Genomic DNA, 15,884 nt, shown 5'->3' with positions numbered 1-15,884 from the left:
CCAAGAATGATCATCCAACATCCATTGCTGGGTCCCCGTGACAGTTCAGAGTTCGTGTATCTGGGTGACGCGTCCTTGATAGACCGTCCCGACTGGCAGGCCGAAAACGCAGCTGAAACATTCTATGACTACGCCTATCTGCGCGACAATCCAGCGGGCGAAAACCGTGAGCTGTGGTTTCACGAAGGGGGGGATCGATCCTGGCTCGTCGTGACACGCAATACGGTTACGCATGAGATTTCGAAAGTGGAGTTGGCGTGTGATGTAGCCCGGATGCGAGGACGTTCCAAATGACCCAAGTCAACCGGCTCAACGGCGGCCAAATCGACCGCACCAGTACTCTGAATTTCAAATTTGACAACCGCAACTTCACGGCGCATCCGGGAGACACTCTGGCATCCGCCCTTCTAGCCAACGGCGTGCGCCTGATTGGGCGATCATTCAAATACCACCGCCCCCGTGGTATTTTGAGCGCCGGGTCTGAAGAGCCCAACGCCTTGGTTGAACTGCGTACGGGCAATCGAAAAGAACCCAACACACGGGCCACGACGATCGAGATGTTTGACGGGCTCGAAGCGCATTCTCAGAACCGATGGCCAAGCCTCAGGTTTGACGCGATGGCGATCAATGATCGGTTTTCAAATTTTTTGACCGCAGGCTTCTACTACAAAACCTTCATGTGGCCCGCCGCATTCTGGGAGAAGCTCTATGAACCTGTTATCCGCCGGGCTGCAGGGCTGGGCACCATGTCGATGCAGGAAGACCCTGATGAATATGACAAGGGATTTAGGCACTGCGACCTTCTAATTATCGGCGCGGGTCCGGCAGGATTGATGGCAGCGCTGACCGCCGGTCGTGCGGGGTCCGACGTGATACTGGCGGATGAGGATTTTGTCCTCGGTGGTCGTTTGAATAGCGAAACTTACTCGCTGAACGACGACATCGCTGCAAACTGGATTACACAGACGGTGGCTGAGTTGTCCGCGATGCCGAATGTCCGCCTGATGCCGCGCACAACCGTTATCGGTGCTTTTGATCATGGAATTTACGGGGCAGTCGAACGGAAAGGAGATCATCTGTCCGCTCCATCCGAGGGCAAACCCCGTCAAATCCTATGGCGCATCTATTCTGGGCGCGCCCTCTTGTGCGCGGGCGCAACCGAGCGCCCGATTGCCTTTGAGAACAATGATCGGCCAGGCATCATGCTAGCCGGAGCGCTGCGCAGTTATGCTAACCGTTTCGCCGCCACCCCCGCGCAACGCGTGGCTATTTTCACCAACAATGACGATGGCCACCGCACCGCAGCCGATCTGCACGCCAAAGGGGTGAAAATCGCGGCCGTTGTTGACATTCGGCCCGAGGCCCCACTGAACGGTGACTATGAGGTGCTGCGCGGCGCTGAGGTGATCGATACCAAAGGGCGTCTTGGCTTAACTTTCGCCGAGGTCAAATTGGCCGACGGCTCAAACCGCACATTGGATGTTGGTGCGCTTGGTATCTCAGGCGGTTGGAACCCGAATGTGCACCTGACCTGCCACCAACGCGGTCGCCCGGTCTGGAATGAGACCCTGTCTGCCTTTGTCCCCGGCGATACGTTGCCTCCGGGCCTGACAGTCGCCGGAGCCGCAAATGGCATCATGTCCACCCATGGTGCCTTGAAATCCGGTGCCGAAGCCGCCACCCACGCACTTGACTTGAAAAGCGATGCCATCGCGATACCAACGGCCGAAGATGCTCCGGTCACTCAGACGCCATTCTGGTATGTCCAAGGCTGCTCGCGGGCATGGCTGGATCAACAGAACGACGTAACTGTCAAAGACGTAAAGCTCAGCCATCAGGAAGGCTTCCAGTCGGTCGAGCATCTCAAACGTTACACCACGCTGGGCATGGCAACCGATCAGGGTAAGACTTCGAACATGGGCGGCTTGGCAATTATGGCCGAAATCGCCGGGAAATCCATTCCGCAAGTCGGCACCACTATCTACCGCCCACCCTATACGCCAGTGCCAATAGCAACCTTTGCGGGCCGTATGAGGGGGAAGGAATTTCACCCCACCCGTCTGACACCATCACACCACTGGGCCAAAGAGCGCGGTGCAGTGTTTGTTGAAGTCGGCAACTGGTTGCGCGCTCAATGGTTCCCGTTACCGGGAGAAACGCATTGGCGGCAATCCGTTGACCGCGAAGTGCGCCAGACTCGTGCCTCGGTCGGGGTGTGCGATTGCACCACGCTGGGCAAGATTGATGTACAGGGCACCGATGCAGCGGATTTCCTGAACCGTATCTATTGCAACGGTTTTGCCAAGCTAGCCGTCGGCAAAACCCGCTATGGGCTTATGCTGCGTGAAGATGGCATTGCAATGGATGATGGCACCGCAGGACGGCTGGCCGAAGATCATTTTGTGGTTACAACAACGACGGCCAATGCGGTAAAAGTTTACCAGCACATGGAGTTTGTCCGGCAATGCCTATTCCCGGACATGGACGTGCAATTGATCTCGACCACCGAAGCCTGGGCACAATACGCTGTTGCTGGCCCGAATTCACGTAAGTTGCTGCAGAAAATAGTGGATCCGGAATTCGATATCTCGAATGACGGTTTCCCCTTTATGGCCTGCGGCAACATTACCGTTTGCGGTGGATTACGTGCTCGTCTGTTCCGGATATCATTCTCGGGTGAATTGGCATTCGAGATCGCGGTCCCATCCCGCTATGGCGATGCCCTCATGCGACGATTGATGGTCGAAGGCGAAGAATTCAACGTGGTGCCCTATGGTACGGAAGCATTGGGCGTTATGCGGATCGAAAAAGGTCATGCGGCGGGCAACGAACTAAACGGGACCACCACCGCACTGAACCTTGGCATGGGTCGGATGGTATCAAAGAAGAAAGATAGCATTGGCTCAGTTCTGTCAGAGCGTGAAGGGCTGAACGAGGCTGATGCGTTGAACATGGTCGGCGTCAAACCCGTGAACAGCGCGGATAAGATCACCGCTGGCGCGCATCTCATGGATGCATCCGGTCCGGTCGATGCAGCGAATGATCAGGGCTATGTCACCTCAGCCGCCTTCTCGCCTTCTCTGAACTGTTATATCGGTCTGGGCTTTCTGAAGAACGGAAGTGACCGTCATCGCGAGAAGATGCGCCTTGTGTCGCCGCTAACCGATCTGACCGTCGAGGTCGAGATTGTTTCGTCCCATTTTGTCGACCCTGAGGGAGAACGGCTCCGTGCATGATCTTATCGCGTTAACCGCACTTGGTGGAGCGGACCCGGAAACCTGCACTATTGGCAGCGTAACCTGCAGTGAAGTCCCCGATGTTGCGCTGGCTTCGGTCGCGGCGCGCCTGGGGCGTGAAGGCGAAACTCATTCGGCGTTGGCCGCTTTGATCGGGCAGAAGGCACCTGGTATCGGTCAGTTTTCAGGACAAACCCTCATAGCCTTTTGGGCTGGACCCGAACAATGGATTGTCGAGGCTCCCTTTGAAAGTCATGAGGGTCTTGCGGAATTGGTGAAAGATGGCACCAAAGATGCTGCTTCGGTGTCCGAACAGACGGATGCCTGGGCCCGGTTTGATCTAGAAGGTCCCGATGTTCAGTCGGTGCTGGAACTATTGTGCAATCTGGACTGCAGAAATTTGGCGACAGGTGGCGCAGCACGAACCTCAATTCATCACCTCGTATGCTTCCTCCTGCGCCGGTCAACCGATTTTTTCAGTATATACGCTCCGCGATCTTCAGCCCAATCTCTGCAACATGCGATTGTCACCGCAATGAAATCCGCATTGTGACACGCAGTTCAGCTTGAGGGCAGCGGAGCATTATCCTCAACTCGAAAGCGGTTGATCCGACGGCGGTCCTCGCTTGGGCTCAAGCCGAAGGCTGCGCGATAATGTGTCACCAACGGTGCGACAGAACTATATCCGACTGCTGCCGCAATCTCAGAGATCGGGTCTTTTGTATAAACCACCATCTGCCGCGCCGCCTTCATACGCATCGCGCGAAAATAATGGCTGGGGCTTTGTCCGGTGGCCTGCTTGAATGCGCGTTCGATCTGACGCGGAGTGACACCCGTCTGACGCGCGACCTCGGTGATCGAAATCGGCTGACCGACGCTGCCCGCGAACAACTCGATCGATTTGGTAACAAGCGGCGGCAATCTGTCACCGGAATCCGATTGACGGACATTCGGAACCTGTTGTTTTACACTCGTTCCACGCATCATCGGGTGCTGGAACCAGCAAGCCACTTCATGCGCGACCTCACTACCCAATCGATCTTGGATCAGATGCAGGGCCAGATCAAAGGCTGCGGCTGCCCCTGCCGCGGTATAACGATTGGCACCAGATACAATCACCTCGCGACGAGCCTCGATATCTGGAAACTCGGCCTCAAAAGCAGCCTCATAGCACCAATGTACGGAAACCGGAAACCCAGTCATTACCCCTGAGCGGACCAAAGGGAAAACGCCACCACTGATACCCCCAATAACGGTTCCATGTCGCGCGAGCGCGCGCAATGCACCATTGCCCTGCTTTGGGTCCCGGAACCCGGCGACGGGACTGCTGAGCATGAAGAGGATATCGATGGATTGACAATCAGATAGAGGCCTGTCGGCCTCGAACCCAACATTGGCGCTGGACCTGACTTTCTGCCCTGCCTCAGAAACCAGATGCCAGCAAAAAGCCTCCTGTCCCACTATCTCATTTGCTGCCCGCAAGGGTTCAATCACCGAGGTCAAACACGCCATCGGAAACCCATCAAACAGCAAAATGCCCAACTCGATTGTTTTTTCAGCCAGCATGATACTTTCACTATCAGGAAATATTGTTGATGTGTTAGCCCGTATGGAGGTTGCGATGCACGGTACATGTTTGCAGAAACAGGCAGTTCAAGTATAGCAATACGCTGAATGTCCAGAACAGAAAATCGCGACACCGAAATGCCTACCAATCTGACGCAAAATCCGCATTCCTTTCGGGCAGGCGAACGAGAGAAGGTGTTAGAAGTTGCGATCGGGCGCGAAGTTCGGGCGTTTCGCAAACAGCAAAACATCACTGTTGCCGACTTGGCCCAATTAACCGGTTTGTCGATCGGCATGTTGTCGAAAATCGAAAACGGCAACACCTCTCCTTCATTGACGACCCTGCAATTGCTGGCAAATGCGTTGTCAGTGCCGCTGACAAGTTTTTTCCGACAGTTCGAAGAACGCCGAGAAGCCGTCCACACAAAAGCCGGTGAAGGGGTGGAGCTTGAACGCGAAGGGACACGCGCCAATCACCAATGTAACTTACTGGGACACTTGGGTGCGAACGGATCGGGCGTAATCGCGGAGCCGTATTTGATCACGCTCACTGCCAAATCCGACATTTTTCCGACATTTCAACACGGCGGGATCGAAACAATTTACATGCTTGAGGGCGAAGTAGATTATCGCCATGGGGATCAGATCTATCCGCTAAAAGCTGGCGACACTCTGTTTTTTCGACGCCGACGATCCACACGGACCAGAAAGATTGGTGAATCTGCCAGCACGTTATATTTCGATCATCAGTTACCCTCAAACAAACTGAACAATGGCATTTTCTAAAAATATCGATGCGTCCTGAGGGCATTTTCGCTATGCCGCAAGAATTGGATCTCCAATCCGACAAGCAAAAGTGTTGGTCCGGTTACAACAGCTACGCTGCCTCTGATGATGAAAGAAACTTCGTTATGAACCCGTCAAATTTCAGACGACCTATCAAGTGTCCATCAACCGATATGCCTCCTTGGCATTTCCGCCCATGATCGCGCTTTTTTCCTCGGTATTAAGCTCTGATAGCAAAGCATCTGTTGCCTCGAGCCAACGCGCGTAGGTGCTGGCCAAAGTACAAACTGGCCAATCGCTACCCCATATCAATCGACTTGGGCCAAATGTGTCCAACAAATGAGAAACATAAGGGCGTAAATCATCCACGGACCAATCAGGTTTTGCTTCGGTCACAAGGCCTGACAGCTTGCAATAGGCATCCGTGTCCACAGCCAACGCTGCCATGTCTTCCGCCCAGCCTGATACTATACCATCCCGTATGAAAGGCTTTGAGCAGTGATCAATAACCACCCGCATCTTTGGGTGGCGTGACAGAAGTTCTCGCAAAGGCTTCAGCTGACTAGGTAGTGTCAATGCGTCAAATGTAAGGTCATCCGCTGTTATTGCCTCATAAGCGGGTGTCAGCGCTTCACCAAGCATCCATTCGGGGTCTGGAATATCCTGAATCATTGGTCGGACGCCTACAAATTTCGGGCTCTGCGCCAGATGCCCCAAAGTCGCCGCCATTTCCGAGCCTTCGAAATCGACCCAACCGACGACTCCTTTGATAAAGTCTACCTGCTCTGCAAGACCCAACAGGAACTCTGTTTCGGCGACTGTGGGAGCTGCTTGCACCAAAATCGTGCCCCCGATTTCCGCAGACTCCAACAAGGGTTCCAGATCTGGTGGAAGAAAGTCACGATAAATGTCACCTAGATCAGGTGTAAGCCATCCGTAATCTGTGCGCTGTGTCGTCCAGAAATGTTGATGGGCGTCAATTCGCATGAATTATTGACCCCTATATGGATTTGTTTCAGGGATTGGTGCCGCTTCGTGCAATAGACCTCTGGCACGCAAGTCATGCCAAAACGCACTCGGAATGTCTTCGTCGGCCCAACTCATGGTGTCCTCCAGTTCACTCGTGTCTCGCAGACCTGGGATGACAGAAACGACCGCTGGATGGGCCAAGGGAAACTGTAATGCCGCAGCAGAAAGCGAGACATTATGGTCCCGTGCGCTATCGTGCAATCGCGCGATCTTTGAGGCGACATCCACCGGAATTGCTTCATAATTCCATGTATCGCCACCCACGAGAGCGCCGGAATTGTAAGGCCCACCTACAATGATCGACGTTTCGGCGGCCATACACTCGGGCAGAAGTTTATCCAGTGCCATTTGCTCCAAAAGCGTATAGCGGCCCGCAAGGAGGAACATATCCCAATCTCCGACCGCAAAGGCCTCGCGGCATATCGCGATTTCGTTGACCCCAAGTCCAATGGCTTTGATTGCTCCACTGCTGCGAAGTTCGTCCAGTGCACGATAGCCTCCATCACATAAATCTTTGAAGTGCTTATTATTTTCTTCGGCCCCATGCGTGAATTCGCCGATATCATGCACAAATAGAATATCAATCCGATCCAGCCCCAACCTTTGCAAACTGTCTTCAAATGATCGCATGATCGCGTCATAGCCATAGTCAAACCTTGGAGTGAACGGCAGCGGGTCTGGCCAACCCAGCCCGGCAGGGTCGTCATGCATCCCGAATTCAAGAAGACGCCCCACCTTCGTTGACAGGATATAATCCCGCCCACGCAACGCATCCCCTATCGCGCGCTCAGACCGACCAAAACCGTAGAATGGAGCGGTATCATAGTACCGATATCCACGTCCCCAGGTATTGGCCAGCATATCTATTGCGGCGTTGTTGTCATTTGGACGCAACAACCCGCCAAGTGGCGCGCCGCCAAATCCTAGCACAGGCAGATTCAAGCGCCCATTCAACAAACTGCGTGTCGGAAACCGCGAATTGCTCATAAACCGTGATCATCCTGTATCGCATTGCCGAGGAAGTAATTTGTCAGTTGTTCTGCTATTTCGGCAAAAACCTTTTCGGTTTCATCTATCGTCGCCGTTCTCAGATTGTCGACACGCTCGAGGTAAGGACAGCTCAACGCCGCTACGATTTCACCTGAAGGGTTAAAAATCGGAAAACTCAGGTTCGTTACTCCGATCGTAGTATCTGACACACCCCGATAGAATCCCGATTGCCGAATTACTCTCAATTCTTCAAAAAACTTTTCTCTGTCCAATGGCGGCTCACCCAATGCGAGCCGATGCTGTTCCAATAATTCTTCAATCTCATCCTCCGGTCGAAACGCTGCCAGAACCCTGCCCGTGCCAGTGTTCCACAACCCAATAACCGAACCGGTTCGAATGGCCAGTCCCCAGTGCCCCGGCGCTTCGACCGACGAAACGATGACAATATTGCCTCCACTTTCCATGCCAATCTGGCAGGATTGCCAGACCCGCTTAGTAACGCGCCGCAGCAGGGGTGTCGCAACCTCTAACAAGCGAGCAATCGGGGAATATCGTTGGGCCGTAGCAAATAGTTTCAGGCTAAGGCTGTATCCATCACCGGATTGAGTCTTTGACACATACCCATGCTGCACAAGTGTGGCGAGCATTCGAAAGATTTCATTCTTTGAACGCCCTAAGGCGCGCGCGATTTCCGTCTGGGTCAAAGGTTCCTGGCTGGTCGAAAGAAGCTCCAAAATCTCCAGACCCTTTTCCAGGGCAGGCGCACGATATTTGGCTTCGGCCTGGGCAGGCGCGGAATTCGATTGTTCTTTCATGCATTCAGTCTTTGCTGATCACTCTCCAAAAAACAAGTGTTGATTTTTATTTGAAACCAAGTTTTATATTTAAGCGCAATTGGAGTTTCTATCGGAGCTCTGGTGTTGCAAAAATGGGAGGAGAAACAGTGAAGTCCGTACTTTTCAACAGCTTGGTTGCCTGTACCGCGCTCGTCGCCGTGTCAGAATCAGCTGCGGCACAAGATTATGGAAGCTTTCCAGGCGTAACGATCGACGCCAAACTCATCGGCGGCCAACAGTACGAGGCGCTATATGGGCGCATCGCGGACTGGGAGGCATTGACCGGAGCGAAGGTCAATATCCTTTCAAAAAAGAGCCACTTTGAAATCGACCGCGAAATCAAATCTGACATGGCGGCCGGCACGACCGATTGGTGCGTCGGCTCAAACCACAGCTCATTTGCCCCGCAATATGAGGGGCTCTATACCGATTTGAATGCCTTGGTTTCACCGGATATTGTAGCCGAGTTCGTTCCCGGAAACATCGGTGCCGCAACAGTTGGCGGTGAGTTGCTGATGCTGCCACGCGCCCAGTTCGACGTGTCGGTGCTCTATTATCTCAAATCGAACTACACCGATCCGGAAAAGGCGGCTGAATTCAAAGCTGAATACGGTTATGACTTGGCGGTGCCGGAAACATGGGAGCAGGTCAAAGATCAGGCGATCTTCTTTGCTGACCCACCTAACTTCTACGGCACCCAGTACGCTGGCAAGGATGAAGGCGTCGTCGGACGTTTCTATGAAATGCTGATTGCCGAGGGCGGTCAATACTTGAACGATGACTATTCACCTGCGTTCAACTCCGAGGAAGGCGTTCGCGCGTTGCAATGGTTTGTTGATCTGTATCAGGCCAATGCCGTACCAGCGGGCACCACATCCTATGTCTGGGACGATCTCGGGCAGGGATTTGCTTCCGGCACGATCGCTCTAAATCTGGATTGGCCAGGCTGGGCAGGATTCTTCAATGACCCTGAATCATCGAAAGCTGCGGGCAATGTAGGCGTTGCGGTGCAACCCATGGGTTCTGCAAAACGCACGGGCTGGGCGGGCCTGCACGGTTTCTCGGTAACGAACGACTGCGCGAACAAGGAGGCAGCGGCTTCATTTGTGATGTATCTTACAAGTGAAGAAAGCCAACTGGCCGAGTCCTCAGGTGGCTCACTTCCAACGCGCACGGCAGTCTGGAATGCAAATCTGGAAACAGCAGCCAACGGTGACGATGCCTTCCGCGCCGAAGCACTTGCGGCCTTTGCTGAAGGGGCCAAGCATTCATTCGCCGTTCCCCCGATCCCGGAATGGGGGGAAACGACGAATATCGTGTTCCCTGAACTGCAAGCAGCTATTGTAGGTGACAAAACTGCTCAGCAAGCGTTGGATGACGCAGCTGCAGAGGTTGACGAACTGATGCAGGATGCGGGCTACTACTGAGCCTCCCAGTAACAATCAGGCGGGGTGTAATCCCCGCCTGACCTGAATTCCGACAGATTGAGGGTCGAAATGCGCCGCCGCATTCCCGAGTGGTTTGTTCTGCTAATGCCTGCGTTCATTGTTATCGCGGCAGTTGTGCTCATCCCACTTATCTTTTCGCTATACTCCAGCTTCACGCCCTACAAATTGACACGGCCATCAACGCTTTGGACGTGGATCGGCGAAAGAAATTATGAACGTATCCTAACAGATTGGAAATTCTGGGCCGCCTTCGGGCGTACAATCCTTTTTCTGACCATTGCATTGAACCTCGAGCTCATCTTCGGCTTGGGCATTGCGCTGATGGTTAACAAGGTAACCTGGGGTCAGAGAACGCTGAGAACGGTTCTGATGTTCCCGATGATGTTCTCGCCCATTCTTGTGGGCTTTCAGTTCAAGTTCATCTTCAACGACAATGTCGGCCTGGTTAACAATGTCCTGCAGTCCCTTGGATCCGACGCTGCATTGCCGTGGCTGGTTGACGGAAAACTGGCAATGTTCTCGATCCTTTTTGCCGAGATCTGGATGAGCACATCCGTCTTTGCAATACTCATCCTCGCTGGGTTGTTCGCAATGCCGCGAGATCCGCTGGAAGCGGCTAAGGTTGACGGTTGTACGCCATGGCAGAGCTTCCGACACATTACCCTGCCGTTCCTGATGCCATTTATCTATATCGCGATGACAATCCGATCTTTGGATGTGGCGCGGGCCTATGACATCGTGCAGATCATGACCGGAGGTGGCCCCGCGCGCCGGACTGAGCTTCTTTGGACATTAATGAGCCGCACGGGCTATGTGGATGCGAAGATGGGTCTGGCCAATGCTATGGGCTATGTCTCGATCCTGCTTTCGATCGCCTTCACGATCTATTTCTTCCGCAAACTCAGCGCGGCGCGTGCTGAACTGGGAATGGGGGCGTAATCGATGGATCGCAACCAAGCTCATCGAAACCGCCGCCGCATGCTAAAGGGCCTGCATTTCGTCGGCCTCTTTCTCGTGATGTCCATAATCTGCATTCCCGGGCTCTGGATCATCCTGAATAGCTTCCGGCCGACGGTAGAAATCATGGCGAAACCACCGGTGTGGAACCCGAGCTTCACGCTTGACCACTATCGCGCAATGTTCGGAGGTGCAGGTCAGGGCGGGGTCCCTGTCTTCTCGTATCTTTGGAACTCGATCGTGATCTCGGTGACTTCGACGGGAATTGCAGTTCTTATAGGAATGTCTGGCGGTTATGCATTTGCGCGTTACAAATTCTCCGGAAAGTCAGGTTATTTCGTTGGCCTCATGCTGTTTCGAGCAGTTCCCGGAGTGGCCCTTTCCCTGCCCTTGTTCATCGTATTTGCCAAGGTTGGAATCATCGACACCCATTTCGGGCTGATCCTCGTATATGTCGCAATGAACGTGCCTTTTACCATTTGGTTGACCGATGGGTTCTTCCGGCAAATCCCCAAAGAGCTGCACGAGGCGGCCGAGATCGATGGGTGCACCCGTTGGCAGGCCTTCTGGAAAGTCGAGTTTCCGGTGGCCCGCTCGGGTGTTGCATCGGCGGCGATCTTTGCCTTCCTGACCTCGTGGAACGAGTTTGCGCTAGCGTCGCAACTGACTCGGTCAGTGGGCTCAAAGACCATGCCGGTCGGCTTGCTGGATTTCACTGCCGAATTCACCATCAACTGGGGCGGCATGTGTGCTTTGGCGGTTCTTATGATCCTACCCGCGCTGATCCTCACCTTTATCGTCCAGAAACACCTGATAGCCGGCCTGACCTTCGGCGGCGTCAAAGGATAATAGAATGACAGAAGTTACCCTTTCCAATGTGATCAAACGCTATGGGGAACATCAGGCGGTTCACGGCATTGATCTTGAAATTCGTGACGGTGAATTTGTGGTGTTGGTTGGGCCGTCGGGTTGTGGCAAATCCACGACGCTGCGGATGATCGCCGGGCTTGAAGACATTTCAGGTGGCGAGGTCTCGATCGGTGGGCGGGTTGTGAACGATCTGCCCCCACGCGAGCGTAACATCTCGATGGTGTTTCAGAATTATGCCCTTTACCCACATATGTGCGTGCGCGAGAATCTGGGTTTTTCGCTGCACATCGCAAAACGCCCCGAAAGCGAGATTACATCAGCGGTTAACGAAGCGGCTGCAATTCTTGGCCTAGAAGAGTTGATGGACCGCAAACCAGCCGCTCTGTCCGGTGGTCAACGCCAGCGTGTCGCCATGGGTCGTGCCATCGTTCGGCATCCGGACGTATTTTTGTTCGACGAGCCTCTCTCCAACCTCGATGCAAAGCTGCGCACGCAAATGCGCGTGGAAATCAAAAAACTGCATCAGAAAGTCGGGAATACGATCATCTACGTGACCCATGATCAGGTCGAAGCCATGACGCTTGCTGATCGGATCGTTCTGATGCGTGATGGCCATATCGTACAGGTTGGCACGCCGTTAGAGTTGTTTAACGCGCCCGTGAACACCTTTGTTGCGACATTCATCGGGTCACCACCGATGAATTTGCTGGATGGGGTGGTAACAGAAAACAGAACTGTTCGGCTTATCGATGGTCAGGAACTCCCGATACCTTCGTCGCCGCGGGAAAGTGTGCAGCCGGGCCAGAAGGTCAAATATGGTTTCAGGGCAGATAATCTGAGCCCTGTGGGTCACGGCGTATCTGACGAGGGCGAGACTGCGGACATCGCCCTCAGGATCGATCTTTCAGAACCGCTTGGAACGGAGACTTTGTTATTTGCGACGCTCGCGAGCACTGAAATCCAATGTAAGATGCTGAACCCGCGCCCCGTTACGTCAGGCGAAACAATGACCTGCCGATTGGCGCTTGAAAAAGCACACATCTTCGACGCTCAAACCACCCAAGTGATCCGGAGCAACTGAAATGGCGAAAATCACCCATGTAGAGATCAAGATGATCGATCTGGTGCCAAAGGTTAAACGGGTCGATGCGATCCAGTCCTTTGTAAGTCAGGAAACCCCGATTGTCATTGTGCATGACAGCGACGGCGCGAAAGGGGTCGGTTACACCTACACGATCGGCACCGGTGGACCCTCGGTCGTTGCCCTGCTGGAAAAAACGCTTGCGCCCGCCTTGATAGGAAAAGATTCCGAGCGTTTTGAACAGATCTGGCGTGAGCTTCTATACCTCACTCATGCAACGGCAGTCGGCGCAATTACATCGCTAGCACTGGCTGCGATCGATACGGCACTTTGGGACTTGAACTGCTGCAAGAAGGGCCTGCCCTTGTGGAAGGCTGCCGGTGGGGCGAAAGACAAAATGCGCCTCTACACGACAGAAGGTGGTTGGCTACATTATTCAACATCAGAACTTGTTGAAAACACGCTCGCGGCAAAGGAGGAAGGTTTCAAAGGTTCCAAAATCAAAGTCGGCTCGGAACTAATTGCGCAGGATCGAGCCAGATTGGGGGCTGTGCGTGAGGCCGTGGGCAATAACTTCGAAATTATGACCGACGGGAACCAGAGCTTTAGCCTGTCGGAATCAATCCGCTGTGCACGCATGCTGGAAGAACTGAACATTGCGTGGTTTGAAGAACCCATCAAAGCAGATGATGTCTCGGCGCATGTTGAACTTGCCCGACATACCAGCGTTCCTGTTGCCGTTGGTGAAAGCATGTACTCGATCAGCCAATTCAAGGACTACATGCAAACGGGTGCAGCTTCGATCATTCAGGTGGATGTCGCCCGGATCGGGGGCATCACCCCGTGGCTGAAAACAGCACACATGGCCGAAGCTTTCAACATCGCCGTTTGCCCCCATTTTCTGATGGAACTTCATCTTCCTTTGGTATGTGCTGTGTCAAATGCCACCTGGCTTGAGCATATCCCCCAATTGGACAGTGTGACCAAATCTGGCATGCAAATGATAGACGGGCACGGCATTCCATCCGAGGCTCCCGGGTTGGGAATCGATTGGGATTGGGATGCCATCAAGGCCATGGAACTGGTCTCGCACAACGTCAAAGATGCAGCGTGAGAGGAGTTCGACACGTGCACCGGATGGGAATGATGATCGGGATCAAACCCGAGATGATAGATGAGTACAAACGCCTACACGCCAACGCTTGGCCTGAGGTTCTGAAGCAGATCCAGCACAGCAATATCCGCAATTACACCATATTCCTGCGAGAACCGGAAAATGTTCTTTTTGGATACTGGGAGTATCACGGTACGGACTTTGCTGCAGATATGGCCGAGATGGCCAAGGACCCCAAAACTCAGGAATGGTGGACCCAAACCGATCCCTGTCAGTCACCGCTTACCTCGCGAAAAGAAGGTGAGCAATGGGCAATGATGGAAGAAGTATTTCATACGGATTGAATGATGAAAAATTACAGACCAACGAACCGTTTGGAAGGAAAGCGCATCCTGATCACCGCGGCCGGCCAGGGTATCGGCCGCGCATCAGCCGAGCTGTTTGCCTCCGAAGGCGCAAACGTTATCGCGAGTGACATCAATGACGCGACGCTGGCCGAATTGAATGGAATAAAAGGAATTGTTCCACTCAAACTTGATGTCACCGATGGCGCGGTAGTTACGGCTGCTGTAGCTGATATGCCCGCTCTTGACGTTCTGTTTAACTGCGCCGGTTACGTTGCAAGCGGTTCCGTTCTTGACTGTACCGAAGAGGATTGGGACTTCAGCTTCGACCTGAATGTCAAAGCCATGTACAGTTTGATCCGGCTGGTGCTGCCCGGCATGATTGAAAATGGTGGCGGGTCGATAATCAATATGTCTTCGGTTGCATCTTCGTTGAAAGGCGTACCGAACCGCTTTGCCTATTGTGCATCGAAAGCTGCCGTGATCGGCATCACTAAATCAGTCGCTGCCGATTTTGTTACAAAAGGGATCCGCTGTAACGCCATTTGCCCTGGCACGGTTGACAGCCCCAGCCTGCACGATCGGTTGCGAGCGACTGGGGACTACGAACAAGCAATGACAGATTTCATAGCACGACAACCGATGGGCCGGATCGGATCCGCCGGCGAGATAGCCGAGCTCGCACTGTATCTTGCTAGCGACGCCAGCAAATACACATCCGGTCAGCCATTTGCCATAGATGGCGGCTGGACCATCTGATCGAAGAGGATAGCGATATGAGACTATTACGTTTTGGCCCCGCCGGTGCCGAAAAACCTGGCTTGCTAGACGACAACGGTGCCATTCGTGACCTGTCCCATTGGATCAGCGATATTTCTGGCGATGCGTTAAATGATGAAGGCTTGAACAAAATTCGCGCCCTTGACCATGAGACACTTCCGCTGGTGGACGGTGATCCAAGACTGGGCCCTTGCGTTGGAAATGTCGGGAAATTCATCTGCATTGGCCTGAACTACGCAGATCACGCCGCCGAAAGCGGCATGTCTTTGCCCGACGAACCCGTCGTGTTCTTCAAAGCGACCTCGGCTATTGTCGGACCCGATGACAATATCGAAATCCCGCGCAGTTCGATCAAAACCGATTGGGAGGTCGAATTGGGCGTCGTTATCGGGAAACAAGCCAAATATGTTTCTGAAGAAGAAGCACTGGAATACGTAGCAGGATACTGCGTCGTGAATGACCTGTCGGAACGCGACTTTCAGTTGCATCGGTCAGGTCAATGGGTCAAAGGCAAATCGGCAGATACTTTTGGCCCGATCGGTCCTTGGCTGGTAACCAAAGACGAAATCGCCAACCCGCAAGATTTGCCGATGTATCTCGAAGTCAACGGCCATCGTTTTCAAGACGGCTCCACTAATACAATGCATTTTGGGGTTGCGACCATTGTTTCGCATCTTTCGCAGTTCATGTCGTTGCAACCCGGTGATGTGATTTCAACCGGTACACCTCCGGGTGTGGGCATGGGGCAAAAACCCGAAACGTATCTCAAGCCGGGTGACAGTATTGAACTGGGAATTCAGGGCCTTGGTGTCCAGCGGCAACAGGTCATTTCTGGGTAGCCGTTAGG

General features: G+C 53.5%; 15 protein-coding genes and 1 pseudogene. 12 read left to right on the top strand and 4 right to left on the bottom strand.

Annotated elements, in window-relative coordinates; translation table 11 throughout:
• The first annotated feature begins 6 nt into the window (after nucleotides 1-6).
• Genes G7G_RS0110610 through G7G_RS0110600 form a run of 3 tightly spaced genes read left to right on the top strand, consistent with a single transcriptional unit; the run spans nucleotide 7 to nucleotide 3,789 of the window.
• Nucleotides 7-294, top strand: coding sequence for a sarcosine oxidase subunit delta (locus G7G_RS0110610; RefSeq protein WP_010441276.1), 288 nt, complete (start codon nucleotides 7-9; stop codon nucleotides 292-294).
• On the top strand, nucleotides 291-3,236 hold the full coding sequence (locus G7G_RS0110605) for a sarcosine oxidase subunit alpha family protein (RefSeq protein ID WP_010441275.1): 2,946 nt from the start codon (nucleotides 291-293) through the stop codon (nucleotides 3,234-3,236). The genes G7G_RS0110610 and G7G_RS0110605 overlap by 4 nt, the downstream gene beginning before the upstream one ends.
• Nucleotides 3,229-3,789 (top strand): sarcosine oxidase subunit gamma, encoded by a 561-nt coding sequence (locus G7G_RS0110600; RefSeq protein WP_010441274.1) that lies wholly within the window; start codon nucleotides 3,229-3,231, stop codon nucleotides 3,787-3,789. The genes G7G_RS0110605 and G7G_RS0110600 overlap by 8 nt, the downstream gene beginning before the upstream one ends.
• A gap of 8 nt (nucleotides 3,790-3,797) precedes the next feature.
• On the opposite strand, the gene G7G_RS0110595 is transcribed toward G7G_RS0110600, so the two are convergent.
• Nucleotides 3,798-4,802: a GlxA family transcriptional regulator gene (locus G7G_RS0110595; RefSeq protein WP_010441273.1), complete on the bottom strand. Its 1,005-nt coding sequence runs from the start codon at nucleotides 4,800-4,802 to the stop codon at nucleotides 3,798-3,800.
• Between the two features lie 138 nt (nucleotides 4,803-4,940).
• On the opposite strand from G7G_RS0110595, the pseudogene G7G_RS22930 reads away from it, so the two are divergent.
• A pseudogene (locus G7G_RS22930) lies at nucleotides 4,941-5,571 on the top strand (helix-turn-helix domain-containing protein).
• A gap of 170 nt (nucleotides 5,572-5,741) precedes the next feature.
• Here the strand turns inward: G7G_RS22930 and G7G_RS0110585 are convergent.
• From G7G_RS0110585 to G7G_RS0110575, 3 genes are read right to left on the bottom strand one after another with little or no spacing between them, the layout of a single operon-like run.
• Nucleotides 5,742-6,575 (bottom strand): amidohydrolase family protein, encoded by an 834-nt coding sequence (locus tag G7G_RS0110585; protein ID WP_010441271.1) that lies wholly within the window; start codon nucleotides 6,573-6,575, stop codon nucleotides 5,742-5,744.
• 3 nt (nucleotides 6,576-6,578) lie between these two features.
• Nucleotides 6,579-7,604, bottom strand: a complete 1,026-nt coding sequence (locus G7G_RS0110580; protein WP_010441269.1) for an aldo/keto reductase — start codon at nucleotides 7,602-7,604, stop codon at nucleotides 6,579-6,581.
• Entirely contained in the window at nucleotides 7,601-8,422 is an 822-nt protein-coding gene (locus G7G_RS0110575; RefSeq protein WP_010441267.1) for an IclR family transcriptional regulator, read from the bottom strand. The genes G7G_RS0110580 and G7G_RS0110575 overlap by 4 nt, the downstream gene beginning before the upstream one ends.
• A gap of 128 nt (nucleotides 8,423-8,550) precedes the next feature.
• On the opposite strand from G7G_RS0110575, the gene G7G_RS0110570 reads away from it, so the two are divergent.
• The 8 genes from G7G_RS0110570 (at nucleotide 8,551) to G7G_RS0110535 (ending at nucleotide 15,876) form a co-directional block, all read left to right on the top strand.
• Nucleotides 8,551-9,870: an extracellular solute-binding protein gene (locus G7G_RS0110570; protein WP_010441265.1), complete on the top strand. Its 1,320-nt coding sequence runs from the start codon at nucleotides 8,551-8,553 to the stop codon at nucleotides 9,868-9,870.
• Between the two features lie 69 nt (nucleotides 9,871-9,939).
• On the top strand, nucleotides 9,940-10,830 hold the full coding sequence (locus G7G_RS0110565; protein WP_010441263.1) for a carbohydrate ABC transporter permease: 891 nt from the start codon (nucleotides 9,940-9,942) through the stop codon (nucleotides 10,828-10,830).
• A 3-nt stretch (nucleotides 10,831-10,833) separates the two neighbouring features.
• On the top strand, nucleotides 10,834-11,697 hold the full coding sequence (locus G7G_RS0110560; protein ID WP_010441261.1) for a carbohydrate ABC transporter permease: 864 nt from the start codon (nucleotides 10,834-10,836) through the stop codon (nucleotides 11,695-11,697).
• A 4-nt stretch (nucleotides 11,698-11,701) separates the two neighbouring features.
• The gene (locus G7G_RS0110555) at nucleotides 11,702-12,799 is read left to right on the top strand and encodes an ABC transporter ATP-binding protein (RefSeq protein ID WP_010441260.1); all 1,098 of its coding nucleotides are present in this window, start codon (nucleotides 11,702-11,704) and stop codon (nucleotides 12,797-12,799) included.
• Nucleotide 12,800: 1 nt separating this feature from the next.
• Nucleotides 12,801-13,913, top strand: a complete 1,113-nt coding sequence (locus G7G_RS0110550; protein ID WP_010441257.1) for a mandelate racemase/muconate lactonizing enzyme family protein — start codon at nucleotides 12,801-12,803, stop codon at nucleotides 13,911-13,913.
• 23 nt (nucleotides 13,914-13,936) lie between these two features.
• On the top strand, nucleotides 13,937-14,257 hold the full coding sequence (locus G7G_RS0110545; protein WP_010441250.1) for an L-rhamnose mutarotase: 321 nt from the start codon (nucleotides 13,937-13,939) through the stop codon (nucleotides 14,255-14,257).
• Nucleotides 14,258-15,016, top strand: coding sequence for an SDR family oxidoreductase (locus G7G_RS0110540; RefSeq protein ID WP_010441248.1), 759 nt, complete (start codon nucleotides 14,258-14,260; stop codon nucleotides 15,014-15,016).
• A 17-nt stretch (nucleotides 15,017-15,033) separates the two neighbouring features.
• Nucleotides 15,034-15,876 (top strand): fumarylacetoacetate hydrolase family protein, encoded by an 843-nt coding sequence (locus tag G7G_RS0110535; protein ID WP_010441246.1) that lies wholly within the window; start codon nucleotides 15,034-15,036, stop codon nucleotides 15,874-15,876.
• The last annotated feature ends 8 nt before the right edge of the window (nucleotides 15,877-15,884 follow it).

The organism is Ruegeria conchae (assembly GCF_000192475.1).
GTDB lineage: Bacteria > Pseudomonadota > Alphaproteobacteria > Rhodobacterales > Rhodobacteraceae > Ruegeria > Ruegeria conchae.
Note: the sequence above shows the minus strand (reverse complement) of the source record. Positions and strands in the feature narration are given on the sequence as shown.

Coding starts and splice junctions, on each gene's coding strand:
- G7G_RS0110610 (WP_010441276.1), top strand. CDS start 7: ATGATCATCCAACATCCATTGCTGGGTCCCCGTGACAGTTCAGAGTTC.
- G7G_RS0110605 (WP_010441275.1), top strand. CDS start 291: ATGACCCAAGTCAACCGGCTCAACGGCGGCCAAATCGACCGCACCAGT.
- G7G_RS0110595 (WP_010441273.1), bottom strand. CDS start 4,802: ATGCTGGCTGAAAAAACAATCGAGTTGGGCATTTTGCTGTTTGATGGG.
- G7G_RS0110585 (WP_010441271.1), bottom strand. CDS start 6,575: ATGCGAATTGACGCCCATCAACATTTCTGGACGACACAGCGCACAGAT.
- G7G_RS0110580 (WP_010441269.1), bottom strand. CDS start 7,604: ATGAGCAATTCGCGGTTTCCGACACGCAGTTTGTTGAATGGGCGCTTG.
- G7G_RS0110575 (WP_010441267.1), bottom strand. CDS start 8,422: ATGAAAGAACAATCGAATTCCGCGCCTGCCCAGGCCGAAGCCAAATAT.
- G7G_RS0110565 (WP_010441263.1), top strand. CDS start 9,940: ATGCGCCGCCGCATTCCCGAGTGGTTTGTTCTGCTAATGCCTGCGTTC.
- G7G_RS0110560 (WP_010441261.1), top strand. CDS start 10,834: ATGGATCGCAACCAAGCTCATCGAAACCGCCGCCGCATGCTAAAGGGC.
- G7G_RS0110555 (WP_010441260.1), top strand. CDS start 11,702: ATGACAGAAGTTACCCTTTCCAATGTGATCAAACGCTATGGGGAACAT.
- G7G_RS0110550 (WP_010441257.1), top strand. CDS start 12,801: ATGGCGAAAATCACCCATGTAGAGATCAAGATGATCGATCTGGTGCCA.
- G7G_RS0110545 (WP_010441250.1), top strand. CDS start 13,937: ATGGGAATGATGATCGGGATCAAACCCGAGATGATAGATGAGTACAAA.
- G7G_RS0110540 (WP_010441248.1), top strand. CDS start 14,258: ATGATGAAAAATTACAGACCAACGAACCGTTTGGAAGGAAAGCGCATC.
- G7G_RS0110535 (WP_010441246.1), top strand. CDS start 15,034: ATGAGACTATTACGTTTTGGCCCCGCCGGTGCCGAAAAACCTGGCTTG.